At 55.4% G+C, this 26,265-nt stretch carries 23 protein-coding genes; 20 read left to right on the top strand and 3 right to left on the bottom strand.

Features of this window, described 5'->3' with window-relative positions:
• Nucleotides 1-133 precede the first annotated feature (133 nt).
• The gene (locus tag H151_RS17170) at nt 134-1,300 is read left to right on the top strand and encodes a divergent polysaccharide deacetylase family protein (protein WP_169336749.1); all 1,167 of its coding nucleotides are present in this window, start codon (nt 134-136) and stop codon (nt 1,298-1,300) included.
• A gap of 316 nt (nt 1,301-1,616) precedes the next feature.
• On the opposite strand, the gene trpE is transcribed toward H151_RS17170, so the two are convergent.
• Both trpE and H151_RS0111600 read right to left on the bottom strand, forming a co-directional pair.
• Nucleotides 1,617-3,125, bottom strand: coding sequence for an anthranilate synthase component I (gene trpE, locus H151_RS0111605; protein WP_019961836.1), 1,509 nt, complete (start codon nt 3,123-3,125; stop codon nt 1,617-1,619).
• Between the two features lie 17 nt (nt 3,126-3,142).
• Nucleotides 3,143-5,035, bottom strand: coding sequence for a peptidylprolyl isomerase (locus H151_RS0111600; RefSeq protein WP_083918567.1), 1,893 nt, complete (start codon nt 5,033-5,035; stop codon nt 3,143-3,145).
• Nucleotides 5,036-5,215: 180 nt separating this feature from the next.
• On the opposite strand from H151_RS0111600, the gene tpiA reads away from it, so the two are divergent.
• The 5 genes from tpiA to rpmF all read left to right on the top strand — a co-directional run bounded on the left by tpiA (nt 5,216) and on the right by rpmF (nt 9,719).
• The gene (gene tpiA / locus H151_RS0111595; RefSeq protein ID WP_019961834.1) at nt 5,216-5,950 is read left to right on the top strand and encodes a triose-phosphate isomerase; all 735 of its coding nucleotides are present in this window, start codon (nt 5,216-5,218) and stop codon (nt 5,948-5,950) included.
• A 67-nt stretch (nt 5,951-6,017) separates the two neighbouring features.
• A complete protein-coding gene (locus H151_RS0111590; protein ID WP_019961833.1) occupies nt 6,018-7,016 on the top strand; it encodes a response regulator in 999 nt (332 codons plus the stop codon).
• A 127-nt stretch (nt 7,017-7,143) separates the two neighbouring features.
• A complete protein-coding gene (gene secG, locus H151_RS17760) occupies nt 7,144-7,659 on the top strand; it encodes a preprotein translocase subunit SecG (RefSeq protein ID WP_019961832.1) in 516 nt (171 codons plus the stop codon).
• A gap of 128 nt (nt 7,660-7,787) precedes the next feature.
• A complete protein-coding gene (locus H151_RS0111580; RefSeq protein WP_019961831.1) occupies nt 7,788-9,416 on the top strand; it encodes a CTP synthase in 1,629 nt (542 codons plus the stop codon).
• Between the two features lie 120 nt (nt 9,417-9,536).
• Nucleotides 9,537-9,719: a 50S ribosomal protein L32 gene (gene rpmF / locus H151_RS0111575; RefSeq protein ID WP_019961830.1), complete on the top strand. Its 183-nt coding sequence runs from the start codon at nt 9,537-9,539 to the stop codon at nt 9,717-9,719.
• Between the two features lie 74 nt (nt 9,720-9,793).
• On the opposite strand, the gene H151_RS0111570 is transcribed toward rpmF, so the two are convergent.
• A complete protein-coding gene (locus H151_RS0111570) occupies nt 9,794-10,267 on the bottom strand; it encodes a YbaK/EbsC family protein (protein WP_026353982.1) in 474 nt (157 codons plus the stop codon).
• 228 nt (nt 10,268-10,495) lie between these two features.
• Here H151_RS0111570 and eno point away from each other — a divergent pair, with 228 nt between their 5' ends.
• The 14 genes from eno (at nt 10,496) to H151_RS0111500 (ending at nt 26,263) form a co-directional block, all read left to right on the top strand.
• Nucleotides 10,496-11,773: a phosphopyruvate hydratase gene (gene eno / locus H151_RS0111565; protein WP_019961828.1), complete on the top strand. Its 1,278-nt coding sequence runs from the start codon at nt 10,496-10,498 to the stop codon at nt 11,771-11,773.
• A 108-nt stretch (nt 11,774-11,881) separates the two neighbouring features.
• Entirely contained in the window at nt 11,882-13,024 is a 1,143-nt protein-coding gene (locus H151_RS0111560; RefSeq protein WP_019961827.1) for an agmatine deiminase family protein, read from the top strand.
• A 132-nt stretch (nt 13,025-13,156) separates the two neighbouring features.
• Nucleotides 13,157-13,480 (top strand): FtsB family cell division protein, encoded by a 324-nt coding sequence (locus H151_RS0111555; RefSeq protein ID WP_019961826.1) that lies wholly within the window; start codon nt 13,157-13,159, stop codon nt 13,478-13,480.
• A 112-nt stretch (nt 13,481-13,592) separates the two neighbouring features.
• Entirely contained in the window at nt 13,593-14,597 is a 1,005-nt protein-coding gene (gene pdhA, locus H151_RS0111550) for a pyruvate dehydrogenase (acetyl-transferring) E1 component subunit alpha (RefSeq protein WP_019961825.1), read from the top strand.
• 73 nt (nt 14,598-14,670) lie between these two features.
• A complete protein-coding gene (locus H151_RS0111545; RefSeq protein WP_019961824.1) occupies nt 14,671-16,071 on the top strand; it encodes a pyruvate dehydrogenase complex E1 component subunit beta in 1,401 nt (466 codons plus the stop codon).
• Between the two features lie 2 nt (nt 16,072-16,073).
• Nucleotides 16,074-16,496, top strand: a complete 423-nt coding sequence (locus H151_RS17165) for a GFA family protein (protein WP_019961823.1) — start codon at nt 16,074-16,076, stop codon at nt 16,494-16,496.
• Nucleotides 16,489-16,902 (top strand): hypothetical protein, encoded by a 414-nt coding sequence (locus tag H151_RS0111535; protein WP_019961822.1) that lies wholly within the window; start codon nt 16,489-16,491, stop codon nt 16,900-16,902. Before H151_RS17165 ends, H151_RS0111535 begins: the two co-directional genes overlap by 8 nt.
• A 32-nt stretch (nt 16,903-16,934) precedes the next feature.
• The gene (locus H151_RS0111530; RefSeq protein ID WP_019961821.1) at nt 16,935-18,239 is read left to right on the top strand and encodes a pyruvate dehydrogenase complex dihydrolipoamide acetyltransferase; all 1,305 of its coding nucleotides are present in this window, start codon (nt 16,935-16,937) and stop codon (nt 18,237-18,239) included.
• Nucleotides 18,240-18,251: 12 nt separating this feature from the next.
• Entirely contained in the window at nt 18,252-19,043 is a 792-nt protein-coding gene (locus H151_RS0111525) for an acyl-CoA thioesterase (protein WP_019961820.1), read from the top strand.
• Nucleotides 19,044-19,092: 49 nt separating this feature from the next.
• A complete protein-coding gene (gene lpdA / locus H151_RS0111520; protein WP_019961819.1) occupies nt 19,093-20,511 on the top strand; it encodes a dihydrolipoyl dehydrogenase in 1,419 nt (472 codons plus the stop codon).
• Between the two features lie 143 nt (nt 20,512-20,654).
• A complete protein-coding gene (locus H151_RS0111515; protein ID WP_019961818.1) occupies nt 20,655-21,323 on the top strand; it encodes a hypothetical protein in 669 nt (222 codons plus the stop codon).
• A 287-nt stretch (nt 21,324-21,610) separates the two neighbouring features.
• A complete protein-coding gene (locus H151_RS0111510) occupies nt 21,611-22,444 on the top strand; it encodes a hypothetical protein (RefSeq protein ID WP_019961817.1) in 834 nt (277 codons plus the stop codon).
• A gap of 17 nt (nt 22,445-22,461) precedes the next feature.
• A complete protein-coding gene (locus tag H151_RS0111505; RefSeq protein ID WP_156823489.1) occupies nt 22,462-23,703 on the top strand; it encodes a bactofilin family protein in 1,242 nt (413 codons plus the stop codon).
• Nucleotides 23,704-23,821: 118 nt separating this feature from the next.
• Nucleotides 23,822-26,263, top strand: a complete 2,442-nt coding sequence (locus H151_RS0111500) for a M1 family metallopeptidase (protein ID WP_019961815.1) — start codon at nt 23,822-23,824, stop codon at nt 26,261-26,263.
• Nucleotides 26,264-26,265 lie beyond the last annotated feature (2 nt).

Genomic DNA, 26,265 nt, shown 5'->3' with positions numbered 1-26,265 from the left:
GGCGGCGCGGCAAAATTTGTGAATAGTCTTCTTAAATCAGCGAAAGCGTGAGGCCAACCGATCCGACTCACGTTACGCAGTGATTATGTCCGGGATAAAATATTCCTCAATAGCCCCACAAATTGGGGCGTCTGTGGCCGCTGGTCTTTTGATGCTCGTCGGGGCAGGTATCCTCTCGAACGATGAGGAGACCTATTTCGGCCGGCAAGTCAGCCGTGAACGCCCTATTGAGGTGGCAAGCGCGCCCATTCCTGAATATGAGCGTCGTTCGGCCAATCCCCCGATCTGGCAAGCCGAGATGCAGACCCGTGTGCGCGAGGCTTATCTGAGCGCCACCGAAGATCTGCCCGAACCAAGCCCTGCGCGCCAAGTTAGCCCGCAGATCGATCCCCTGGTGCCCAGCCTGGGTGAAGCGCAAAGCGTGCGTGTGGCTGAAGTGGTGCCGATTGATCCGCCCGTTCTTCAAAATGCCTTGTCAGACGTTGCTGTTTCACAGGACGCTGCTTTGCAAGATGACGAACCTTTAGGGGGCGCTGAGCCTGACCTGCCGGTGGTATCAGTCGAGCGTGAAGCCGTACCAGAAGCGCGCCCGGTCTTGACGGCCAGCCCATCTGCGCAGCGACCTCGCCTGGCGATTATTATTGATGATTTGGGCATTGATAATGCTGGATCACGCGATGCGCTGGCGCTGGATCCGGCAGTGACGCTGTCTATCCTGCCATATCCGGATAATGCGCCCAATCTGGCCCAGCAGGCCCAGGCGCGCGGTTTTGAGACCTTTGTCCATCTGCCGATGCAGCCTGAAGGTCTGGATGATCCTGGCCCGAACGCAATTATGATTGATCTTCCCGATGAGGAGATTACCCGCCGGGTCGAATGGGCGTTTAGCCGTGTGCCGGGCGCAATCGGGTTTAATAATCATATGGGCAGCTTGGTCACACAAAATCCAGCTGTGCTGCGCCCCGTCTTTGAGCCTTTAGCGGGCCGCGATCTTTACTTCATCGATTCGGTGACCAGTTCTGACAGTGTGGCCGGGGATGTCGCGCGCGGAATGGGGTTTGAAACCCTCAGCCGCGATGTCTTCCTCGATCATGACCCGAGCCCAGAGGCCGTGCGTGCGCAGGTGCGTGAAGCCATCGCGCTCGCCAAGCGTCAAGGCTATGCGATCGCCATTGGCCATCCCCATCCTGAAACCTTGAATGCGCTGTTTGATATTCGTGGTCAGGCCGCACGCGAAGGTGTGGATCTGGTGCCGATTTCGCGCCTGTTCAATCCGCCGGTCGCCAATCAGGGCACTTAGGGATGCGCGGCTTGATGCTGCGCCTTGGCACTGACGTCCAAGATGGAAGTCACGTCCCTTCAGAGAAGTAATGCCCGTTCAGATCTGTCATCCCGGACAAGCGTCAGCGCACATTCGGGATCTCTTGAATTTCCCATTTAGGTCTATAGATCCCGGCTCAAGACCGGGATGACAGTGTATTCGATGACAGTTTATTTATTGTCATGCCAGACTTGATCTGGCATCCATGCCGTGAACTTGCTTCACATTCTGATAGATCAGAACTCAGCTCAACCCGACCGGCATGGGCCCCCCATCAAGTCCGGGGTGACAGATCTTAAGTAAACCGCCAGGTGTCTTCTGCGGCCCGGAACAAGGCAGACGCCTTATTGATGGTTTCCTGGCGTTCGAATTCAGGATCGGAATCAAGCACGACCCCGCCGCCCGCCTGGACATGCATATAGCCGTCTTTGATCACCGCGGTGCGCAGCGCGATACAGGTGTCGAGCCCGCCGCCAGCACTGAAATAGCCAATGGCCCCGGCATAAATGCCACGCCGATGGGGTTCCAGTTCTTCGATGATTTCCATGGCGCGCACTTTGGGGGCCCCCGATACCGTTCCGGCTGGGAAGCCCGCGAACAGGGCGGTGAGGGCGGTTTCGCCATCGAGCAAATCGCCTTCAACGCTGGAGACCAAATGCATGACCTGGCTGTAGCGCTCAATAATTTCACGCTCGGTGACTTTGACGGTGCCCGCCTTGGCGACGCGCCCGACATCATTGCGCCCCAGATCCAACAGCATCAAATGCTCTGAACGCTCTTTAGGGTCGGCGAGCAGATCGGCTTCTAGCGCCAGATCCTCTTCCAAAGTCCCCCCGCGTTTACGCGTCCCGGCGATGGGGCGCACGGTCATGCGCCGATCGCGAACACGCACCAAAATCTCTGGGCTGGAGCCTGCGATATGGAAATCGCCAAAATCAAAGAAATACAAGAAGGGCGAAGGATTGGTGCGCCGTAGCGAACGATAAAACGCGAAGGGTGAGGCCTCTAAGGGCGCGCGGAAGCGCTGGCTGGGTACGACCTGGAAAATATCGCCCGCGCGAATATAGGTGCGCGCGGTTTCGACATGGGCGTGATAGTCCATCACCGTGGTGTTGGAATGGGGGGCCTGATGGATTTCAGGCGCGGCGCTGGGCTTGGTCCGACGCGGACCGGGCTCATCAAGCGCGGCCAGAACGGCTTCAATCTGGGCGCTGGCATCACGGTAGGCGGTTTCGGCATCGACACCAGCCTTGGGATGCATGGGCGCAGTGATCAAGATTTCCTGGGTCAGGGCATCAAAGATGACCATGGCGCGCGGGCGCACTTGGATCGCTTCGGGCACCCCCAAAGGATCAGGCGCAGCGATGACCGGCAGGCGTTCCACCTGGCGGATCATGTCATAGCCCAGATAGCCAAAGAGGCCTGCCGCCATCGGGGCGAGATCGCGCGGCATATCCATCGCGGAGCGATCGAGCAAGGCTTGCAGCGAGACGAGGGGGGCTTCATGCGCGGGCTTGAAATCGCTAGGCGTTTCCAAACCTTCGGCCTCGGCGATGTCGGCTTTGCCGTCGATGCAGCGCCAAATCACATCAGGATTAAGCCCGATGGCCGAATAGCGCCCACGATAGGCACCGCCCTCCACACTTTCCAACAGGAAAGACGGCCCTTCAAAGGCGGCGGATAGCTTGAGATAGGCAGAGACTGGGGTTTCCAGATCATCCACCCGGCGCGCTATCAACAGAACGCTTTGGCCACGCTCATAGAGAAGGCTTGCGGCCTCTAAACGCGGAGAAATCTCAGCCATGATCGCGCTCTCTTGCCTTATTGCGTCGGTTGGGTGCGGCCAAGGGCCAAATCACGCAGATTAGTATCGACTTTGGGCTCGTAATGATTGCGTAAAGCGTTCTCAAACCGAATGGCGATGTCCTGGGTTAAGCCTTGCTCCATCGCCTCGCGATTGACAGTGGCCATCGACGCATTGGCCGGGGGCAAAATGGCGTCCACCAGCACCAAGGCACGCGTGCGTCCATCCCCCGCGCGCGCTTCGAACGCTTCATGAGCGTTGGCATTGAAGGCTTGGGAGACAAGGCGTTGATTGAAGGCCCCTGCGGTTTGTTCACGGGTGAGGGTCGCCGTTTCTACGCGCGCACCTGCCCCCAAACTATCGGCGATGACGTTGAGGTCTTCACCGGCATTGATCCGGGTTTGAGCCTGCGCAACGATCACACCCAGCGCTTCATCCAATTGACGTGCGCGCCAGGCGGGCGTCACTTCATCGCGCACTTCATCTAAAGTGGCCAAGCGCTGATCTTCAATCGCATCTACGCGCGCGACAAAATAATTGCCCTCACCATAGCCTTCAACATCGCTGGTATAGGCAAGCGGCAAGGCAAAGATCTGCTCTAAGAGGTCAGAGGCTTCCAGCAGGGTGTAGACCGGCTCCTGATCCAGGGTGAAGCCATTATTTGTGATGAAGTCAAAGCTTTCATAGGGCACATTCGCCGCGATGGCAGCTTCTTCCAGGGTTGAACCCTGGGCGACGGCGTCTTGGAAGGCGCTCACACGGTCATACATCACATCACCGGCTTGGGCTTCGGCTAGGCTTTGACGGATCGTTGCGCTTTGTGTCTCGTAGGTTGGGATAACGGCGTTTTGAGCCGCGCTGACCTGGATGACGGTCCAGCCCAAACGCCCTTCAATGGCCCGCACTTCATTCGTCTGCATCTCAAAAGCGGCGGCCGCGATAGTGCTATCGGGAATTTGATAGGCTTGAACGCTGTCATAGGTTTGCGGCTCTAAGAGGCTGAACTCCTGTGCTAAGGCATCGGCGCTTGCGCCCTCACGCAGCCGGGCGGCGAGGGCTTGCGCCGTCTCTTGCGTGCCAGCGGCCAGCGTGATCAGACTACGCGTTGCGGGTGTGCCCAGGCTGCCGCTTTCGCGTTCATAGTCATAGCGTGCACGAATATCATCCTCGCTCACCTCGATATCGGGGGCAAAGGCGCTGGGTTCAAATCGAACAAGCGTGAAGCGACGCTGTTCTGGGCGGGTAAAATATTGCGCATTCTCTTCGATGAAGGTGGTCAGCTGCTCATCCGTTGGGGCTTCGATATCCCCGGCCAGGCTAGGGCTTAACATCAAGGCATGGATCTGACGGCGCTCGCCTGCAAAGGCCGCTTGGGCCTGCAGCATGATCTCAGGAACGCTGACGCCTTTATAAACGGCTGTGCTGATCTGACCGCGGCGCAATTCCTCACGCACTTGGCGCTCAAACAAACGTGTGTTCAAATTAATGTCGCGCAAAACCGAGGCGTAAGTGGTCGAATCAAATTGACCACTGAAAGGGCTTTTGAACGCTTCTATATCTTGGATTGTCTCTAACAGTTTGTCGTCAGAAACCGCAAGATTCATGGTGTTGGCCTTGACCCGCAAGGCTGCTTCGCCAATCAGGCGCTGCAAGACTTGCTCGCCCAAGCCATATTGATCGGCCATTTCGCGGGTCAGCTGAGGGTTTTCGCGCTGAATACGTGAGAATTCAGTCTCATACGCCTGGTTCAGCTCTTGGGCGGTAATGGTTTCAGACCCGACAATAGCCACAGCATTTCCGCCGCGCGTGAAGATGTCGCTAATCCCCCACAGGGCAAAGCTGGCGATCAAAAGACCAATAATAACGACGGCGATGGGAGAGCGCGCGGCATGGCGCATAAGAGCGAGCATAGAACCTATAGTCCTTCACATGAGCGAAACTGTGAAACGTCAACGCGCGAACCTAATAGGTGAGGGCGAAAGGGGCAAGCGTGTGTCGCCGCTTGATTGCGGTCCGGGCCAAGCCCTGCTATCGCTTGGCCAAACTTGAAAAGGAACAGGCCTCAAATCGATCTTGAGGAGGGGGGCGTCATGACACGTCGCGCACTGATTGCGGGCAATTGGAAAATGAACGGGCTGAGCGCCGATCTGGGGTGGGCTCAAGATGTTTGTGCGGGTTTGCCTCATCCTCTACCGGGTGATGTTGTGGTGTGTCCGCCTGCGACCTTGCTATTCCCCTTTAAAGTGGCCCTGAAGGACAGCGTCGTTGAGATGGGCGCACAAGATTGTTCGTGCTTTAAAGGCGGGGCCTTTACGGGTGATCTTTCTGCGACCATGCTCAAAGACATTGGGTGTCGTTATGTCATCGTGGGCCATAGCGAGCGTCGCGAAGGCCATGGCGAAAGCGATGCCAATGTCCGTACCAAGGCCGAGGCCGCATTGAGTGCGGGGCTAATTCCCATCATCTGTCTGGGTGAGACCTTAGAGCAGCGCGAATCCGGTAAAGCTGAAGCCATCGTGACCCAGCAATTGCGTCACAGTGTGCCCCAGGTGCATGGGGCTGATGTGGTGATTGCGTATGAGCCCATCTGGGCCATTGGCACGGGAAAAACCGCAACCGCACAAGATGCACAAGCCCTTCACGCCGCTTTGCGGGCGGCCTGGCCCTATGAGGGGGCAGAGGCTTTGCGTATACTTTACGGTGGCTCGGTAAAACCGGACAATGCGCAAGACTTATTAGCACAAAAAGACATTGATGGGGCTTTAGTGGGCGGCGCATCTTTGAACGCGCAAGACTTTTTGGACATCATTAAGCATATTGCATAAGCCAATATTTAGACTCACACGCCATGGTCTTTGGTAGCTTAGGAAATATAAGGCAGAGTGAGTCGTTATGATCGGTATGGATCTGTCGCGTGCATCGGTGGTTGTTTTCGATCCGGTGCATATCAATTTGCGCACGACCCGCTATGCCCTGCATGAGCTTGGTTTTCGTGATATTGTGTGCATGAGCTCGATCAAAGAGTTCAAGCGCCGGGTCATGGACGATGCTCCGCAACTGATCATCGCCGAAATCGCCAATAATGAGCAGGAAATTCTGCCCTGTATCAAGGGCTTGCGTATGGGTGAGATGGGGCACAACCCCTTTGTCGTGACCCTGCTGACCTGTTGGTCGCGCGATAGTGGCCTTCTTAAACAAGCGATTGCCAGTGGGGCGGATGATATCATTATCCGGCCGTTCTCGACCTCATTTATCGAAGAGCGTATTCGCACTTTGGTCAAAGCGCGCAAACCCTTCATCGTGACATCCGACTATATTGGTCCAGATCGGCGGACCGATCCCAGCCGGGGGAATGGCAATGTCAAACCGATCGAAGCCCCGAATACCTTAAAGGCCATTGTCGAAGAAGATTACGACGCGCTGGAATACGCCAATGCCTGGATCAAAGAGGCGCGTTCGGCCGTGGATAATGAGCGTCTACGCCGCTTATCCATGCGCATTGTGGTGGGTGTTGAAATCGCCATGCGCGAAAGCCGCGCTGATCGTCCCGTTCAGATTGATATTGGGGATTTGGAGCGCTCTGCAGTGGAATTGCGCCAACGCCTCGCGCGTTTGGGGGCTAAGGATGCCAGCCGTGTGGCTCAGGCCCTGTGTGAAGTGACGGCCGCTTTAAAAACCTCTGAAGGTTTTTCCATTGAGAACTTGGCTCTGGCTAAGGAATTGGCGATGGGGGCCTATGCGGCCTATGCGGGTGAAGAAGGCATGGATGTCACTTCTCGTGGAGAAATTGAACGTACGGTGGAAAGCCTGCGCGCGCGTATTGCGCCGCGCATGGCCAGCATTCGCGATGCCGTCGCGAAGTCTGAAACAGGTTCTGAAGACGCCGCTTAGGTCGAATATTCGCCCCTTACATGCGTGTGTGACCGGCTATGGCCTTTATGGTTTGGGTGGTGTATCCCTGCGCGTTCAATCGCACACCTTTTAGGTCTTTATCTCGTCTTGGGGATAGCAGGGTTACATGCATACGGTTCTTCTCATCATCCACCTGATTGTCGCGGCGGGTCTCGTCACGGTTGTTTTGCTGCAGCGTTCTGAGGGCGGCGCACTTGGGATCGGGGGCAGCCCCGGCGGTATGATGAGCGGTCGCGGGGCGGCCAATCTGTTGACCCGTCTCACCATGATTTTGGGTGCAGTGTTTATCGTGAACTCCATCTTGTTGGCCATTGTCAGCGGTGTTGAAAATGCCGACCAATCCGTGGTGGAGCGTTTGAACAATGCGCGCCAACCGGGGGAAATCACCGTGGATGATCTGGGGCTTGGCACATTTACCGAAGTGCCAACCGATGAGGCGTCCGAGCCCGTCTCCGTTCCGGCTGACGTGACCGCAGACCTTCCTGCAAGCTTGCCTGAGCAAGCTGGCCCTGAAGTCAGCGTCGAGGTTCCAGTTGAAGACGGCGCTGAGCTAAGCCAGGAGCCTGTGGCTTCAGGCGATGAAGCCCCAGCTGAACCTCAAGGCGAAGAGCCGCAGAACTAAGGTTCAAACCAGATTTCAAAGGCCCGCTCAGCCATTGGCGAGGGCGGGCTTTTTTTGTGCAAGTTTTTCACAGGTGACAACAGTCATCATCTTCTAAAAACCGCGAATATGAGGTAAGAAGTCCGCCCATGCCGCGTTATATCTTCATCACGGGCGGTGTGGTCTCGTCCCTCGGAAAAGGCCTCGCATCCGCCGCACTCGGTGCGCTTCTACAAGCGCGCGGGTATAAAGTTCGTCTGCGTAAGCTCGACCCGTATCTGAACTTCGATCCAGGTACGATGTCGCCTTATCAGCATGGCGAGTGTTATGTCACCGACGATGGGGCCGAAACGGACCTCGATCTGGGCCATTATGAGCGCTTTACCGGCGTCTCCGCGACCCAGCGCGATAACATCACCACGGGCCGCATCTATAACAATATCATCACGCGCGAACGGCGCGGCGATTATCTGGGCGCGACGGTTCAGGTCATTCCCCATGTTACCGATGCGATTAAGGACTTTGTCCTGTCCGATGCCGGGGATGTGGACTTCGTGCTGTGCGAAATCGGCGGCACGATTGGCGATATCGAGGGCTTACCTTTTTTCGAAGCCATTCGTCAGCTGGGCCAGGAATTAGGCCGCGATCAGTGCATCTATATGCATGTCACCTTGCTGCCTTATATCAAGGTCGCGGGTGAGATGAAGACCAAGCCGACCCAGCACTCGGTCAAGGAAATGCGCTCCATCGGCATTCAGCCCGATATCTTGCTGTGCCGGTGTGAGATTCCGATTCGCCCGGATGAGAAGCGTAAGATTGCGCTCTTCTGTAATGTGCCCGAGCATGCGGTGATCGAGGGCCGGGACGCGGATTCGCTCTATGCCGTGCCGTTGGAATATCACGCCCAGGGTCTGGACAAGGTGGTTCTGGAGCGCTTTGGTATTCATGATGCGCCTGAGCCTGATCTCAGCCGATGGGTGGACATTGTCGAGCGGGTGAAAAACCCCGACGGTGAAGTCACAGTTGCGGTCGTGGGTAAATATACCAGCCTGCTGGACGCATATAAGTCGCTGATCGAAGCTTTAAACCATGGTGGCATCGCCAATGGGGTGAAGGTCAATCTGCGCTGGTTGGATTCAGAACAGTTCGAAAAGCCCGATGGCTTTGGTCCGCTGGAAGATGTTCATGCGATTCTGGTGCCGGGCGGCTTTGGCGAGCGCGGCGCGGAAGGCAAGATTGCGGCTGTGCGCTTTGCGCGCGAGCGTAAAATTCCGTTCTTCGGGATTTGCTATGGCATGCAGATGGCGGTCATTGAGGCTGCGCGCAATCAGGCGGGCTTAACGGATTCGGGCTCCAGCGAATTTGGCCAGTTTGAACATAAGCTGGTTGGGATCCTGACCGAATGGGTCAAGGGTAATGAGGTTGAGCGTCGCTCCGCCGAGGGTGATCTGGGCGGGACTATGCGCTTGGGCTCCTATCCTGCGATCCTCAAAGAAGGCTCTAAGGTGCGTGAGATCTATGACGATGGTCAGATCCATGAGCGTCACCGCCACCGCTATGAGGTCAATATGGCCTATCGCGATCAATTGGAGGCGCAGGGCCTGCGATTCTCTGGCGTGTCACCCGATGGCATCCTGCCTGAGATCGTTGAGCGCGAAGACCATCCCTGGTTCATCGGGGTGCAGTTCCACCCGGAGCTGAAATCGCGTCCCTTCCAGCCCCATCCCCTGTTTGCCAGCTTTATTGGCGCAGCAGTGGAGCAGAGCCGACTGGTGTAATGGCAGATCATCTGTAGTGATGTATTGCCAAGGCGCGGTAAAGCCGATATATACCGCGCCTCACATCGGCGGCTTTGGCCGCCGTTCACGTTTTTTCGAAGACAGACTGGAGAGGCGTCGATGGCCGTCCCCAAGAGTAAAGTGACCCGGTCTAAGCGCGGCTTCCGCCGTAGCCATGATGCGCTTGGCGCACCGACCTATATCGAGGATCGCGACACGGGTGAATTGCGCCGTCCGCACCATATTGACCTGAAAACAGGTATGTATCGTGGGCGTCAAGTTCTGGACGTGAAAGAGGACTAATCCTCCTTTTGCATGTTGCGATGCTTAAACATTAAAACCCCATGGGCTAACGCCCGTGGGGTTTTGTTTTGGTGCTAAGCTGTGCGGGGGGCCTGGCAGACATCGACCCATTGGGCGGCTGTGATCTCAGCCAGACGCGTGGGCGTGATGCGCAGGGCCGCGTTGATCGCCCCGGCGGCCGGGATCACAACATCAAAGGCTTGCAAGCTGATGTCGCAATAGACGGGCAAGGGCGTTTTCAAGCCAAAGGGACAGATCCCGCCCACGGGATGACCGGTCAGCGCCACCACTTCATCCATTTTGAGCATGGATAGCTTAGCGCCAAACTGCGCCTTGGCTTTGGTATTGTCTAAGCGCATATCACCGCGCGTGACCAGCAGCAGAACCTCATCTTTGATGCGGAAGCTTAACGTCTTGGCGATCTGGGCAGACTCAACCTGATGGGCCTTGGCCGCATCTTCGACCGTAGCGCTAATCTCTTGCGTCACGATGATCTCAATATCATCGGCGATTTGCGCTAAGTGCGCGCGAACACTCTCTAAACTCATTTTCATCCCCAATTGGTTTTATGATGCAGTGAAAGACGGGGAGTGGGCTTTGAAAAGTCATGCGGCTTCAAATCTGTGTGAGGAAGCGCTAAATCAAGAAAAACGCACGATCTTTTTTGTGACTGTTTAACAACTGTCCGGGCCCAAAAGCAGGTTAGGGCTTGCAAGTCTTGGCGAGCGCAGTAAGACCACTGACAAACACTCCTCCCTCTCTCAAAAGGCCCGATCATGACCGCCATAGTTGATATTCTCGCCCGGGAAATTCTAGACAGCCGGGGTAATCCTACCGTTGAGGTGGATGTCATTTTGGAAGATGGCACGATGGGCCGCGCGGCGGTTCCTTCAGGGGCCTCAACCGGTGCGCACGAAGCAGTTGAGAAGCGCGATGGCGGCGCGCGCTATCTGGGTAAGGGCGTGGGCGCAGCCGTTGAAGCGGTTGAAACCGAGATCCTGGACGCTTTGATCGGTATGGAAGCTGAAGAGCAGCGCCGTATTGATGAGACGATGATCGGTCTGGATGGCACGGCGAACAAATCGCGCCTGGGCGCAAACTCCATCCTGGGCGTGTCTTTGGCGACGGCCAAGGCGGCCGCGCTGGCAAACCGTATGCCGCTTTATCGCTATATCGGCGGTGTGAATGCGCGTGTTCTGCCGACCCCGATGATGAATATCATCAATGGCGGGGCCCATGCAGACAATCCGATCGACTTCCAAGAATTCATGATCATGCCGGTTGGGCTGTCGACCTTCTCTGAGAGCCTACGCTGTGGAGCCGAGATTTTCCACGCTCTGAAAGCCAAATTGAAAGCCGATGGGCATAACACCAATGTCGGCGATGAGGGCGGTTTTGCCCCCAATCTGAAAAGCCCGGAAGAAGCGCTCGACGTGATCATGGCTGCGATTGAAAGCGCGGGTTATACCCCCGGTGATGATGTCGCGCTGGCGCTGGATGTGGCCTCAACCGAATTCTTCAAAGACGACAAATATGTTCAGGCCGGTGCGGGCTTGACCCATTCGTCGGAAGAGTTCGCTTCCTACCTCGCGAAATTGGTGGATGCCTATCCCATTATCTCGATTGAAGACGGCATGGCCGAAGATGATTGGGAGGGCTGGATTGGCCTCACTCAGATGTTGGAAGGCAAGTGCCAGTTGGTCGGCGATGATCTTTTCGTCACCAATCCAGAACGTTTGGCGCGCGGCATTGATGATGGCGCAGGCAGCGCCATCCTGGTCAAGGTCAATCAGATCGGCACCCTGTCAGAGACCTTGGATGCCGTTGATATGGCCCTTCGTGCGGGCTATGGCGCGGTGATGAGCCACCGTTCTGGCGAAACCGAAGACGTGACCATCGCGGACCTCGCGGTCGCCACCAATTGCGGTCAGATCAAAACCGGCTCTTTGGCCCGCTCTGACCGGACCGCGAAATATAACCAATTGCTGCGCATCGAGGCTGAACTGGGCGATAGCAGCGAATATGCCGGGCGCAGTTATATCGCCGCAGACTAATCGCGGCTTACAGCGTTAGAAAAAAAAGAGGGGCGAGCCATTGGTTCGCCCCTTTGTTTTATCCGCAAAGCTGATTAGTTTGAGCCAGATTGAATAAGGAGCCTCGCCATGCCTATGTCATCACTATCTTTGTCGCGGCGTGATTGGCTACGGGCCAGTGGAGCCCTGGGCCTGACATTGGCGCTGTCTGCGTGTCAAAAGAAAACGTCCGAGCCGACTGATCTGCGCTTGAGCGTGGAGCCGGAATGGGCACGGCATGAAGCGACATTGATGACATTTTGCGCGGCCTATAGCCAGTTTGGTGAAGCCACGACCCGGGCGTTGCAAGAAGAGCAGATCCGCTTTGCCCGCGCTTTGGCGCAGTTTGAGCCGGTGACCCTGTTCGTGGCCCCTGATGCGCGTGAGCGCGCCCAGAGTTTGATTGAAGACGCGAGCAATATTACCCTGATCGAAGCGCCCGCCTTTGATATGTGGGCACGCGATAGCCTTGCCTTGATTGGCTTTGATGCGGCGGGCCAACGCGTGGGCATCAATACCCGCTTCAATGTCTGGGGGGAAAAGGTGCCTGATGAGCCCGGCTATGATCGCGATCGGGCCTTGGCTGAGCCGGTATTGCAGGCACTGGACATCCCCATGGAGATGGCGGGCATCGTGTGTGAAGCCGGTGCGCTGGATGTTGATGGAGCCGGGAGGTTGATGACCAGTGAGACCTGTCTCTTATCGCCCTCGCGCAATCCTTATCAGGGCCGTAAAGAGGTGGAAGCTGAGCTTAAACGTCTGACAGGCGCTGAAGAGATCCTTTGGCTTTATGGGTCTGATGCTGACACGCTCAGCAATGGCCATGTTGATGGTCTGGCGCGGTTTCTCTCCGACAGTGCCGTGATGGTCGAAGTGACTGAAGACCGCAGCCATCCTGATTATTACGCTTTGCAAGACAATCTACGCCGTCTGCGGCGCTATAGCGCGGATGCGACCCGTCCTCTCGATGTGATTGAGGTTCAGCGACCCTTGCGGGAAGAAATGCCCCAGCGCGCGGCCTATTTCATTGCGTCCTATGCCAAGGCTTATATTGCCAATGGCGCGGTGATGATGCCCAAATATGGCGATGAAGTGCGTGATGAAGCGGCAAAAGCGGTTTATGCGCGCGCCTTTCCCGATCGCCAGATTGTGCAGATGGAAGTGAATGCCATCGGCGAAGTGGGCGGCGGCCTTCATGATCTCACCCAGGTCCTGCCCGCACCAAAAGGTTAACGCCTTGGCCGTTAACACTTTTTCTCAGTACGAATCACCGCTTTTGTGATTCCCCTAACGCTTCGTTTACGCAATTGAGCGATAGTCTTCCCATGATGATCCGCAAAAGGCGGGCGGTGGATGGGGTAGTCGATGGGAAAGCTAAAGCGCTTTCTGCCAACGGCAGGGTTGTTTCTCTTTGTGGCCTATTTGGCCTTTCATGCCGTGGATGCGGAGGAAGGCTATCGCAGCCACCTCATTATCCAATCGCGCATTGCTGAGGTTGAATCAGAGCTGAAAGACGTGCGCGATCAGCGCGCACGCTTGCAAGATCAAGTGGCGCGCCTGTCGGTTCAAGAAGGCGTTTTAGATCTCGATTATCTCGAAGAACGTGCGCGCGATGTTTTAAATTACGCGCATCCCAATGAAATCGTCGTTAAAATTGAAGGCGCTGAACCGGTTTATTACGGCCAGTAGCTTGATTTTGTTCGCGCTTGCAGCATAGCTTGCCCCTTTACCAATCGTCTTTGGCCTGATACAGGGCACAAAACGGTAATAGGGAGCGCGGGCATTAGTTCGCGTGCGAAATATGTCAACTAAGCGGTCTGCCTCGCGTGCGAATACGGTTCAAGCCAGCAAAGAAGAGCTCCTCAAATACTTTGAGGACATGATCTTGATGCGCCGGTTTGAGGAGAAGGCCGGTCAGCTCTATGGCATGGGTTTGATCGCGGGTTTCTGTCACCTCTATATCGGTCAGGAAGCGGTCGTTACCGGTATCCAAGCGGCGCTGGAAGAGGGCGATCAAGTCATCACCGGCTATCGCGATCACGCCCATATGCTGGCCTGCGGGATGAGTGCCAATGGCGTCATGGCTGAGCTGACGGGCCGCGAAGGGGGTTATTCGCGCGGCAAGGGCGGCTCGATGCACATGTTCTCGCGCGATAAACAATTCTTCGGCGGTCACGGTATCGTGGGCGCGCAGGTGTCCTTGGGGACCGGTTTGGCGCTGGCCGATCAGTACAAGGGCAATAAGAAGGTTTGCGCGACCTATTTCGGTGATGGCGCGGCGAACCAGGGCCAGGTCTATGAGAGCTTCAATATGGCCAAGCTCTGGAATTTGCCGGTCATCTATGTGATCGAAAACAACCAATATGCCATGGGCACCGCCGTCAAACGCGCTTCATCTGAAGTGGAGCTTTATAAGCGCGGCATTTCCTTTGGTATTCCCGGTGAGCAGGTTGACGGTATGGATGTTCTGGCGGTGAAAGCGGCCGCGGATAAAGCCGTTAAACATGCCCGCGAGGGGAATGGCCCCTATATTCTGGAAATGAAGACCTATCGCTATCGGGGGCACTCCATGTCTGACCCGGCCAAATACCGTACCCGTGATGAGGTCAATGAGGTGCGTGAGCACCGTGACCCGATTGATCTGGTCAAAAAGCTGATCATGGATGCGGAATATGCGAGCGAGGATGATCTCAAAGAGATCGAAAAGCGCGTGAAGGCGGTCGTGAACGAATCTGCTGAATTTGCCAAAAACAGCCCAGAGCCCGATCCGTCTGAGCTTTACACCGACGTTTTGATTGAAGCCTAGAGCGCGTTTTATCCGCGTTCGCTTTTGTTGATCCCTTTTGGTCTGATGACCCATCCGAAACAGGATACACCCGATGCCGATTGAAGTTCTTATGCCCGCCCTATCGCCCACCATGGAAGAGGGCACGCTCGCCAAATGGAATGTGAAGGTCGGTGACAGCGTATCCTCGGGCGATGTCATTGCTGAGATTGAAACCGACAAGGCGACGATGGAAGTCGAAGCGGTGGAAGAAGGTAAAATCGCCAAGCTGTTGATTGAAGAAGGCACAGAAGGCGTGAAGGTCAATGCTCCGATCGCCATTCTTCTTGAAGAGGGCGAAGATGAGAGCGCGCTTGAAGGCTTTGCGGCGGGCACTGCGCCTGCGCCGCAAGACAGCGCCGATACACCAAGTGAGGCCCCGGCCGCCGCGTCCAATTCTTTGAGCGATGCGGGCTCAAACTTCCATTCTGTGTCTGCAGGCTCTGACCCTGAAATTCCATCAGGCACCAGCTTTACCTCTACCACCGTGCGCGATGCGTTGCGCGATGCGATGGCTGAAGAAATGCGCCGTGATGAGACGGTCTTCGTCATGGGTGAGGAAGTTGCCGAATATCAGGGCGCTTACAAAGTGACCCGCGAATTGCTGCAGGAATTTGGGGCCAAGCGCGTCATCGACACCCCAATTACCGAGCATGGCTTTGCCGGTGTCGGCGTGGGGGCGGCCTTTGGCGGTTTGCGTCCGATTGTAGAGTTCATGACCTTCAATTTCGCGATGCAGGCCATTGACCATATCATCAACTCCGCTGCGAAGACGCTATACATGTCTGGCGGCCAGATGGGCTGTCCGATCGTGTTCCGCGGGCCAAACTCTGCGGCCTCTCGCGTAGGTGCGCAGCACAGCCAAGATTACTCTGCCTGGTATGCCAATGTTCCCGGTCTGAAAGTCATCGCGCCTTATGATGCGGCTGATGCCAAGGGTCTGTTGAAAGCGGCGATCCGCGATCCAAACCCTGTGGTCTTTCTGGAGCATGAGCTGATTTACGGTGAAAGCTTCGATGTGCCGGATTTGGAAGATTATGTACTGCCGATTGGTAAGGCGAAAATCCGCCGCGAAGGTAAAGATGTGACGATTACGGCGCACAGCCGCATGGTTGGCTTTGCCTTGAAGGCGGCCGAAAAGCTGGCGGAAGACGGCATTGACGCCGAAGTGGTCGATCTACGTACCTTGCGTCCGCTCGACACCGAAACCATCGTCAATTCTGTAAAGAAAACCAATCGTCTGGTCACCGCGGAAGAGGGCTGGGGCCGGATGGGCGTCGGCGCAGAAATCGCGGCGGTCGTGACGGCGGAAGCCTTTGATTATCTTGATGCCCCGCCTGCGCGCGTTCACCAGGAAGATGTGCCGCTGCCTTATGCGGCCAATCTTGAAGCGATGTCACTACCCGGCGTAGAAGACATCATCGCGGCGGTCAAAAAAGTCTGCTATGTGGGGTAAGCGTGAGCGCCAGTGTTTCGCATAAAGGCGGGTGCCATTGCGGCGCCGTACGCTATGGCCTGACACTGGCCCAACCCTTTCGGGTATTTGGCTGTCATTGCGATCCGTGTGAGCGTTTGGGCGCGATCAGCGCGGTGTGTCCGCGCGAGGGTTTCACGTTTGAAGCCGGTGAGGCGAGCCTGATCCCCTATAAAGCTGAGGATGACAGTAAAGCTTGGCAGATGTGTCCCGTTTGTGGGGTAAAAATCTGCCAATATTCAGATGCTTACCCGATGTCTTTGACTTTGAATGTTCGCACGCTGGACAATTTTTCGAAGCTCGACCTCGAAATCACCTGGCTCCCTTATGAAGACGATCCTAGTCTGGAAGATGAAGACGAGCAGGGTCTCGTTTTAAATCAGACCGGGGAGGGTCATCATGTCTGAAGGTGAGGTGATGGAACAATTGATAGAATATATGAATGTGCTCTTGGTGGGTGTATCGGTATTCTTCACGATTGTTTCGGCTTATGTCGTTGCGTTGTATGCCTTTTTGGCGCGCGCGGGCTTTGTGATGAAGTTTTTCGCGTTTATGTTTTTCACCCTGACCATCGCGTTTTTACTGAATTTTTTCAAAGGCGCACAGGTCATTCACGGTGGTCTGCTGGATGCTTTGGTTGAGATTGACCGCGCCATCGGATTATCGCCTGCGGGCCAAGCAGCCCTGATGAATTATCAAACCGGGATTGATGCCATGTTGCAGGAAACCATGTGGTTTGCCGCAGCGGCCTTTTATCTCGCCATTCTGTTTCTCACCTTTCTTTGGCGCCCCCGCGCCGGAGCGGACGCCTGACGTCTGACTAACGCCTTGGAGCTTTGTCGATCATGCCTATCGAAGTTTTGATGCCCGCCCTGTCTCCGACCATGGAAGAGGGCACGCTCGCCAAATGGAATGTCAAGGTCGGCGATACGGTCTCTTCTGGCGATGTTATCGCCGAGATTGAAACCGACAAGGCGACGATGGAAGTCGAAGCCGTCGATGAGGGTAAAGTTGCCAAAATCCTGGTCGAAGAAGGCACCGAGGGCGTGAAAGTCAATGCGCTGATCGCGGTCTTGCTGGAAGAGGGCGAAGACGAGAGCGCCGCTGAAGGGTTCACGGGCAAATCTTCAGCCGCACCTGCTGCTGCGCCAGCCCCTGCTGCGACCTCTTCTGAAGCGCCCAAAGCCTCTGGCGCGAGCGCACCGGCTGCACCGGCCGCCAAAGAGGGCGATCGTATTAAAGCTTCGCCCTTGGCGAAGCGTTTGGCGAAGGAAAAGGGTCTGGATCTTGCCCAAGTCACAGGCTCTGGTCCTTATGGCCGGATCGTGAAACGCGATGTGGAAGGGGCGAAATCTGGCGCTGCGCCGCAGGCTGCGCACTCTGCGGCTGGCGCAACGCCCCAAGCCAGTGCCCCAGCCCCGCAAGGCGATAAAATCACCGTGGCGAGCCTTAATCTGGAAGAGGGCCGCTACGAGGTTCAGTCCCTGGACGGCATGCGTAAAACCATCGCCAAGCGCCTCACGAAATCTTTCCGCGATGTGCCGCACTTCCCGCTTAGCGTGGATGTCGAGCTGGATAACATGCTGAAGCTGCGTAAGGAATTGAACGCCAAAGCCCCTGAAGGGGTGAAAATTTCGGTCAATGATATGTTGATCCGCGCCTGTGCTTTGGCGTTGAAAAAAGTGCCCGCTTCGAACGCTAGCTATACCGACGAAGGCATTGTGCTTCACAAACACGCCGATGTGTCGGTCGCCGTGGCCATTGATGGCGGTTTGATCACGCCGGTGATCAAGGAAGCGGAAAACAAGGGCCTTGCGGTTATTTCTGCGGAGATGAAAGATCTCGCGACCCGTGCGCGTGAGCGTAAGTTGAAGCCTGAGGAATATCAGGGCGGCACCTTCTCACTGTCCAATCTGGGCATGTTCGCCATCAAGGCCTTTGCCTCGATCATCAACGAACCTCAGGGCATGATCATGTCTGTGGGGGCCGGGGAAGAACGCGCTGTGGTGAAAGATGGGGCTCTAGCCATTGCAAATGTGATGAGTGTCACCGTGACCTGCGATCACCGCGTCGTTGATGGCTCGGTTGGGGCGAAATTCATTCAGGCCTTTAAAGGCTATGCCGAAGACCCTGTCACGATGTTGTTCTAAGGATCTGAGCCGATGGCTTTTGATCCCCATAGTGATGCGTTGACGCTGTGCGATCTGGTGTTTCCCGGTCAAACCAACCATCAGGGTAGCCTGTTTGGCGGCACGGCGCTGGCGCATATGGATAAGGTGGCGTTCTTGGTCGCGGCGCGTCATGCGCGTCGTCCCTTTGTCACGGCGGCCTCTGACAAGATTGAGTTTAAGGCCCCGGCCTTTATCGGCAATATGTTGGAGCTGGCCGGGGAAATCCGCATGGTCGGGCGTCATTCAATGTCGGTGCGCGTGACTTTGATGGCGGAAAATCTGCTCACCGGGGATCGCCATGTCTGCACGGCGGGTGATTTCGTGATGGTGGCCGCCGATCGCAAAACCAATGAAAGCCCTGTGCCGCCGGTTCCGGCCGAGCGGGCCAAGCCGCTCACCGGGATCAATGGCGCAACGCGCATGGTCGAGATTGTCTTCCCGACCGATACCGATCATTTGAGCCGGCTTTATGGGGGCTCCGCAATGGAGCGGATGGGCAAAGCCGCCGTTCTGGCCGCCTATCGTCATTCGCGCCAGGCCGTGGTGATGGCCGCCTCGGACAAGATCAATTTCACTGCGCCTGCGCGCGAAGGTGAGATGATTGATATTTATGCCGAAGTTGTGGGCGTGGGCCGCACCTCCATGCGGGTTGCGGTGCGTCTGGATGCCGAAGACTTGATGAGTGGGGAGCGGCGCACCTGTTCCAGCGCTGAATTTATTCTGGTCTGTGTTGATGAGGCGGGCAAGCCAAGTCCGGCCCCAGCCTTGTCACAGGCGGTTTAATGAGATGATGAACGCATAGTTTGCGTGCGAAATGATTAGAGGATTGATCATGGCCGAGACTGCATATGATGTTATCGTAATTGGGGGTGGGCCTGGCGGTTATGTAACGGCCATTCGCGCTGCGCAATTGGGCTTTAAAACCGCGGTCGTGGAGCGCGAACATATGGGCGGCATCTGCTTGAACTGGGGCTGTATCCCCACGAAGGCCTTGCTGCGCACCTCTGAGATTTATCATCTCTTCCACCGCGCGGAAGAATTCGGTCTGAAGGCCGAAAACATCAGCTTTGACATCACCAAAATTGTTGAGCGCTCGCGCAAGGTCGCCAAGCAGCTCTCCAGCGGTGTGTCCGGCTTGATGAAGAAGCATAAGATCACCGTCATTGATGGCACGGCGCGTTTGGAAAAAGGCGCTGAGGCCCCCAAAGTGATCGTCAAAGATAAAGCCGGGAAGGATACCACCTTTACCGGTAAGCATGTGATTCTGGCGACCGGCGCGCGCGCGCGGACCATTCCTCAGGCCGGTCTTGAGCCCGATGGTAAATTCATCTGGACCTATAAAGAGGCTTTGACCCCCAAAGAAATGCCAAAGTCGATTTTGGTCATCGGTTCGGGCGCGATCGGGATTGAGTTTGCCAGCTTCTATAAAACCCTAGGGGCCGATGTCACCGTGGTCGAAATGGTGGATCGTATTCTGCCGGCCGAAGACGCGGAGATTTCTAAATTCGCTGAGAAGCAATTTAAGAAGCAAGGCATGACGATCCTTACCCGCACCCAAGTTGAAAAGCTGGAGAAGGGGGCTTCGACCATCAAAGCCCATGTCAAAGACGCCAAGGGTAAAGCTCAGGCCATCGAAGTTGAGAAGGTTATTCTCGCCATAGGCATTACCGGTAATGTCGAAAATCTGGGCCTTGAAGAGCTGGGCGTCACCGTTGATCGCGGCCATGTCGTATTGAAAAACGGCTTTGGTGAGACCGGCGTTAAGGGGCTGTATGCTATCGGTGACGTGGCCGGTGCCCCATGGCTGGCGCACAAAGCCTCGCACGAAGGCATTATCTGCGTTGAGAAAATTGCGGGTAAAGATGTGCATCCGATGATCAAGGAAAACATTCCCGGCTGTACTTATTGCCATCCGCAAGTCGCCTCAGTGGGCCTATCTGAGGCCAAGGCCAAAGAGGCCGGACACGAGATCCGCGTCGGGCGCTTCCCCTTTGTCGGCTCTGGCAAGGCGATTGCCTTGGGGGAAGATCAGGGCCTCATCAAAACCATTTTCGATAAGAAAACCGGTGAATTGCTGGGCGCGCACATGATCGGTGCAGAAGTCACCGAGTTGATCCACGGCTTTGTCATTGGCAAGACTTTGGAGACTACCGAAGCGGAATTGATGCACACCATCTTCCCACACCCGACTTTGTCTGAGGCTATGCATGAAAGCGTCTTGGATGCCTATGACCAGGTCGTGCATATCTAAATCATCATGAAAACTTCAGAGTGACGGAAGGTTCATCTTTCCGTCATCTTCGCGTGGGGCTACACTCGTCATTATGGGTCCAGGATTAAGGGGGGCGATCAAAGACCCCTCTGATCCGGTCGATCCGATAACAGGGGAAGCTCATGATTAAACATAGTCTTTTAGCCAGCATCATGACGGGTGCTGTGGCTATATCTGCGCATGCGCAAGATAGCTCCTTCGATGGCCTGGCCGGTCATGTCGAAGAAAATGTCAATGGCAATATGGAAATGAACGGGGCCTCGGTCAGCTTTACGGGGCGTGTTACCGGGGATCTCATTATGAATGGGGCCGCGGTCAGCGCCGAAGCCACTGTATTAGGGAATGTGGACCTTAATGGCGGCTCAGTCAGTTTCGAGGGCAATGTCGCAGGATCCAGCACGATCAATTCAGGTGCTTTGACCTTACAAGGTCAGTTTGCAGGCCCTGTTGAGATTCAAGCCGGTGCTGCAACGCTAGACGGTGATTTCGCTGAAGCCTTGAGCATTAATGCGGGCAAGGTCGAACTCGATGGTCGCTATGCGGGGCCTATTCGCATTTATACCGAAGCCAATTCCGGCTTCCTTCATCGCCGTGACCGCTCACGTGTCACTTTAAAGGGCGATTATGCGCGCGGCGGTGAGGTGTGCAGTTATGAAGTTCGCCTGGATGACAATATCCGTATTGGCGGCCCTCTTGTGATTATGGCCACTGAGCGCCCAGACGTGCCTTCGGGCGTGAACCCTGACCTGATCACCTTTACTGACCAACCTGAGGGTGGCTGCCAGGATTGATGTCGCTAAAGCGGTTTCATCATGATTGTAAAACGCGGCGTGATCATAGATCACGCCGCTTCTTTTTATATTTGGCACCTTTTTGACCGCGTAAAGCGCAGGAAGGGCATGCTCTAAAAATGACAAAACCATTAAATCAGAACCCAGCTGTAGGTATTTCAAAGGGCTAGCTTACATATTTCATGCATTTCGATAGAAATTTATCGAATATCGGAAAAAATGCTTGAAATGTGGCGCGGGTGTGTTATCGTTTTTCAATAAGGTTGGTTCGATAGAGAGCAATAATAATGAAACAACTCCTCCTCGTCACCGTTGCGACAAGCTTCATGTCTGGCTGTGTTGTGGTGAAAGACTATGAAATGACAGATCGTGCGGATGCGCCAAGCCGTATCACGCAAGACACACTGATTACCTTGGATGAGCCCGGCGATTTTCGCTTAACGGCTCAAAGTATTGAAATAAACGGTCAGGTCCAAGGTCAACTGCGTCTACAAGGGCGCGATGTTAAAATTTCAAATGCCCAAATCGGGGCTTTGGATGTGTCGGCGCAAAGTCTGCGTTTGAATGCGCGCGTGCATGATGGTCTGAACGCCTCGGCCCAAACGGTTTGGCTGAGCGGTGATATCGGCGGACCTAGTGTGATCAATGCGCAACGCCTGCACATGGATGGCGACATTCATGGTGCCTTCATTGCCAATGCACAAAGCGCCCAATTGCAAGGCACGTTTAGTGACATCACCTTTAGTGGACAGTTTTTACAGCTGGATGCCAATACCCGTGTCTACGGTCCTGCGACCTTCAATGTCCGTGAGGGTGATATTCACGGTCAGTATGAGGGGCCGGTTTCGATTGTTATGGCGCACGGTGTGCTCTCTGGAAACTTTCACGCGCCCATTTCTGTCATTAGCCTTGATGATGGCCCCTTGGCCGCGGAGCAAACTGGTCTTGTGACTATGGCCGGGCGCTTTGTGGGTGGACAGATTTGTGCCGACCGTGTCGCATTTACGGGTGTGTCGGATGGTGTTTTGACCATCATCGCTAATCACCTGCCTGTCATAGAATCTGCGAATGATAATATTCGTTATATTCCGCGTCAGAACCTTCCCTGTGAACGCTTTTAAAACGAAAGGAGCTCGCTATGTCTGCGCTCATAAAAATAATAACACATAAGCTCTTTCTCGCTTTAATGGTTGCGGGACTGATCAGTGCTGGTGCCAGCGCGCAATATATCGGTGGGGATATGAACCTCAACCTCGATGAAGACGATGATGTCTTGATCGTGGCAGGCGATTTGACCCTTCGTGGCCGTATTGGCGGCGATGTCGAGGTCTTTGCGGGCGACGCGGATATTGATGCGGCGATTGAGGGCGACCTGGAAATTGCCGCTGGCGATATGCGCATTTCGGGCTCCGTCGGCGGCGATGTGCATGCTGCGGGTGCAGATGTCTCCTTCAACAGCAATGTCACAGGCAATTTGGATGTGGCCGGGGCAGATGTGACGATTTCCGGCGTCATTGGACAAGATTTATCTGTGGCCGGGGCTATGGTTCAAATCGACCCCAGCACAGTTGTTGGGCGTGATTTAGAAGTTGGTGCGCGTGAGGCGATCATTCAAGGCGAAGTCGCGGGGCGCTCGAAAGTCCGTGCGCGCGAGATTACCTTGGGGGGTACTTTTCATGGCGATGTGGATCTGCGCAGTGATGTCTTGTTCCTGGAAGAAGGTACGATTATCGAAGGGGCTTTACTGGTTAAGGGCCCAAAAGAGCCTGATGTACCCACTTCTGTGACGATCATGGGCGATGTTGTCTATCAATTCGCGGATAATCACGGTGAAGATTGGGAAGATTTTGACGGGGTGGACGTTGATCTGGATTTCTTCCCAGGGGTCTGGTTCCTGGGCAGCATGTTCTCGTCCAGTGCCTTTGTCCTAGGACTTTTGGCGGCCTTGATTGCGCCTAAGAGTACCGCTCACATCACGGCCAACTTTATGCGCCGTCCCTGGGTCAGCACTTTGACCGGTATGGTGGTGTTTGCCTTCTCACCCATGATGTTGTTCCTTCTGGTTCTGTTCTTGGCCATCACGATCATCGGTATTCCTTTGGCGGTGATTGTGGCTCTGGCTTATGTGCCGGTGATGTTCCTGGCCTATGCTTTCGGGGCAATGGCCATCGGTGAGGCGCTGTTCAAGCGCGTTATCAAGATGGGTGGATTTGGCGCGCGCGCGCTGACCTTCTTCCTGGCTTTGGCCATCATTGCCGCGCTGAGCTTCATTCCGGTGTTGAACTTTATTTTGTGGACCATCGTGTTCTCCATTGGTCTAGGGGCGTGGAGTTTCGCCCTCTTCACCAAGCGTGAAGATCAAGCTAGCGTTACACCATAACAAAATTTAACACTTCATGGGGTGATTTTCCCGGCGGGTCCGTCTAGACTCGCCGGGATTGTTTTTTGAGCCCATGACAAAAGGGGCCAAAAGCGGGAATTTTAAGGGGAGGTCGCCCATGGCGATATGGACCAAAAGCTTGGTAGCCTTGGGGGTTTTCTCCCTCACGGCGAGCGTGGCTGCTGCACAGCCTATTCAACAAACTACCAATAATTGGCGTGATGCCTTTCGTCAGCTTGAGGACGAAGACTGGCCATCACCGAACCGTGTGCGTCGCGCCACCGGTGCGCCAGGTCCGGACTATTGGCAACAGGATGTCGATTACGCTATTGATCTCAGCTTTGATGAGGGCACCAAGCGCGTCACCGCGAGCGCGCAGGTCACCTATACCAACAACGCGCCGGATGAATTGGGTTTCTTGTGGTTCTTGCTCGATCAAAACCGTTTTCGTCCTGATTCCATTGCCGTTCTTACCGAAACCATGGGCGGCGGCGGGCGGGCTGCGGCACGCACCGGGGCCACGGCGATCCCTGATGAAATCTCGGCCAGCACGGTGCGTCGCCATCAAGCGCTGCAAGAGCGCGGGCATGGCTTTAATATTACGGCCGTCAAGGACGCCAATGGCGCCGATCTCGATTACACCGTGGTCGATACCTTGATGCGTGTTGATTTGCCGGACACTTTGGAAACCGGCGAGGCTGTGACGTTCACCATCGAATGGAATTATGTTCTGGTTGAAACCGGCGTTGTGGGTGGGCGTTCAGGCTGGGAATGCTTTGAAGACGAATATGAGGGCGGGGATTGTATCTATCAATTCGCCCAATGGTTCCCCCGTGCGGCGGTCTTCTCTGATTATGAAGGCTGGCACAACAAGGCTTTCTTAGGCCGGGGCGAATTTGGTCTGGAATTTGGCGATTATGTCGTCAATATCACCATGCCAGAAGATCACATCGTGGCCGCGACCGGCGTGATTGCGAACCCAGAAGAGGTTTTGACCGAGGCCCAGCGCCAACGTCTGGAACAAGCGCGTACGGCCGATGATCCGGTCTTTATCGTGACGCCCGCAGAAGCGCGTGAAAACGAGCGTCGTGGCACTCGCCGTACCAAGACCTGGCGGTTTGAAGCGGAAAATGTGCGCGACTTTGCCTTTGCCAGCTCGCGCAAGTTTATTTGGGACGCTATGGGCGTTGAGCAGGACGGTGAGGGGATTGCCCCCAATACCGTTATGGCTATGAGCTTTTATCCCAATGAAGCCGAGCCTTTGTGGTCAACGTATTCCACCCGTGCGATTGAACACACGCTGGATGTCTATTCCAGCTTCTCCTTTCCGTATTCCTATCCAACAGCCCAATCAATTTCTGGTCCGCAAGGCGGGATGGAATATCCGATGATCACCTTTAACGGGGCCAGCTATGGCCGTCCGGTAATCGGTGAAGATGGGGAGCTGACCTATTCACGCGCGTCTAAACGCGGTTTGATCGGCGTGATCATCCATGAAATCGGCCATATCTATTTTCCCATGACGGTAAACTCTGATGAGCGTCAATGGACCTGGATGGATGAGGGGCTCAACTCCTTCCTGCAATTCCAGGCTGAACGTCAATGGGAAGAAAACTATCCGGTGCGCCGCGGTGATCCGCAGTCCATCACCGGCTATATGGTCTCGACCAATCAGATGCCGATCATGACACAATCGGACTCGATTCAGCAATTTGGCCCGAATGCCTATTCGAAGCCGACCATTGCCTTAGTGATTTTGCGTGAAACCGTGTTGGGCCGGGAGCTGTTTGACCGGGCCTTTAAAGAATATGCGCGTCGCTGGCGCTTTAAGCGGCCTACGCCGTATGATTTCTTCCGCACGATGGAAGAGGTTTCAGGGGTTGATCTCGATTGGTTCTGGCGCGGTTGGTTCTACTCCACCGATCACGTAGACATTGCTTTGAACTCAGTCGTGGAAGGCACGATCAATACCGAAAACCCGGTTGTTGAGAACCGGCGTGAACGTGAAGAGCATGACGCCAATCCTGGCTCGCTGACCGAGCAACGTAATGTCGAAGCCGGTATTGAATTCTATGCCGATCGCAATCCTGAAGTGCGTGATTTCTATAACGAGAATGATGAGTTCACGGTGACCAATCGTCAGCGTGAAAGCTATGAAAGTACGCTGGAAGATCTCGAGCCATGGGAGCGCGAAGCCCTCGATTATAAGGGTTATGTCTATTATCTCGACTTCACCAATGAAGGCGGGGTGGTGATGCCAGTGATCTTGGAGTTTACCTTCCAAGATGGCTCAACTGAAGAAGTCCGTATTCCGGCTGAGGTTTGGCGCTACGACCCGGATAATTTCACCTGGACCTATTTCAGCGACAAGAAAGTCACCCAGGTCGAGGTGGATCCGCATTGGGAAACCGCAGACGCAGATCGCTCTGACAACTTCTTCCCTCGCCGGATCGAGCCAAGCCGTCTTGAGCTTTATCGCAGCAATTACACCCCTGAATCGATGATGGCGGATATGGACCGGGTCGTGACCCGTGACAGCATTCGTCACCGTGCGGAGTAAGT

The sequence above is a fragment of the Woodsholea maritima DSM 17123 genome, from assembly GCF_000382325.1.
Classification (GTDB): domain Bacteria; phylum Pseudomonadota; class Alphaproteobacteria; order Caulobacterales; family Maricaulaceae; genus Woodsholea; species Woodsholea maritima.
The sequence above is the reverse complement of the archived record's forward strand: the minus strand, read 5'-3'. Positions and strand labels throughout refer to the sequence as shown.

What these genes read in the sequence shown, in the direction of transcription:
- trpE (WP_019961836.1), bottom strand. Translation starts at nt 3,125, where the DNA reads ATGGCTGAGATTTCTCCGCGTTTAGAGGCCGCAAGCCTTCTCTATGAG.
- H151_RS0111505 (WP_156823489.1), top strand. Translation starts at nt 22,462, where the DNA reads ATGTCTGCGCTCATAAAAATAATAACACATAAGCTCTTTCTCGCTTTA.
- rpmF (WP_019961830.1), top strand. Translation starts at nt 9,537, where the DNA reads ATGGCCGTCCCCAAGAGTAAAGTGACCCGGTCTAAGCGCGGCTTCCGC.
- H151_RS0111515 (WP_019961818.1), top strand. Translation starts at nt 20,655, where the DNA reads ATGATTAAACATAGTCTTTTAGCCAGCATCATGACGGGTGCTGTGGCT.
- H151_RS0111560 (WP_019961827.1), top strand. Translation starts at nt 11,882, where the DNA reads ATGCCTATGTCATCACTATCTTTGTCGCGGCGTGATTGGCTACGGGCC.
- H151_RS0111510 (WP_019961817.1), top strand. Translation starts at nt 21,611, where the DNA reads ATGAAACAACTCCTCCTCGTCACCGTTGCGACAAGCTTCATGTCTGGC.
- H151_RS0111555 (WP_019961826.1), top strand. Translation starts at nt 13,157, where the DNA reads ATGGGAAAGCTAAAGCGCTTTCTGCCAACGGCAGGGTTGTTTCTCTTT.
- H151_RS0111580 (WP_019961831.1), top strand. Translation starts at nt 7,788, where the DNA reads ATGCCGCGTTATATCTTCATCACGGGCGGTGTGGTCTCGTCCCTCGGA.
- tpiA (WP_019961834.1), top strand. Translation starts at nt 5,216, where the DNA reads ATGACACGTCGCGCACTGATTGCGGGCAATTGGAAAATGAACGGGCTG.
- H151_RS0111545 (WP_019961824.1), top strand. Translation starts at nt 14,671, where the DNA reads ATGCCGATTGAAGTTCTTATGCCCGCCCTATCGCCCACCATGGAAGAG.
- lpdA (WP_019961819.1), top strand. Translation starts at nt 19,093, where the DNA reads ATGGCCGAGACTGCATATGATGTTATCGTAATTGGGGGTGGGCCTGGC.
- secG (WP_019961832.1), top strand. Translation starts at nt 7,144, where the DNA reads ATGCATACGGTTCTTCTCATCATCCACCTGATTGTCGCGGCGGGTCTC.
- H151_RS0111535 (WP_019961822.1), top strand. Translation starts at nt 16,489, where the DNA reads ATGTCTGAAGGTGAGGTGATGGAACAATTGATAGAATATATGAATGTG.
- pdhA (WP_019961825.1), top strand. Translation starts at nt 13,593, where the DNA reads ATGTCAACTAAGCGGTCTGCCTCGCGTGCGAATACGGTTCAAGCCAGC.
- H151_RS0111600 (WP_083918567.1), bottom strand. Translation starts at nt 5,035, where the DNA reads ATGCTCGCTCTTATGCGCCATGCCGCGCGCTCTCCCATCGCCGTCGTT.
- H151_RS0111500 (WP_019961815.1), top strand. Translation starts at nt 23,822, where the DNA reads ATGGCGATATGGACCAAAAGCTTGGTAGCCTTGGGGGTTTTCTCCCTC.
- H151_RS0111590 (WP_019961833.1), top strand. Translation starts at nt 6,018, where the DNA reads ATGATCGGTATGGATCTGTCGCGTGCATCGGTGGTTGTTTTCGATCCG.
- H151_RS0111530 (WP_019961821.1), top strand. Translation starts at nt 16,935, where the DNA reads ATGCCTATCGAAGTTTTGATGCCCGCCCTGTCTCCGACCATGGAAGAG.
- eno (WP_019961828.1), top strand. Translation starts at nt 10,496, where the DNA reads ATGACCGCCATAGTTGATATTCTCGCCCGGGAAATTCTAGACAGCCGG.
- H151_RS0111525 (WP_019961820.1), top strand. Translation starts at nt 18,252, where the DNA reads ATGGCTTTTGATCCCCATAGTGATGCGTTGACGCTGTGCGATCTGGTG.
- H151_RS0111570 (WP_026353982.1), bottom strand. Translation starts at nt 10,267, where the DNA reads ATGAGTTTAGAGAGTGTTCGCGCGCACTTAGCGCAAATCGCCGATGAT.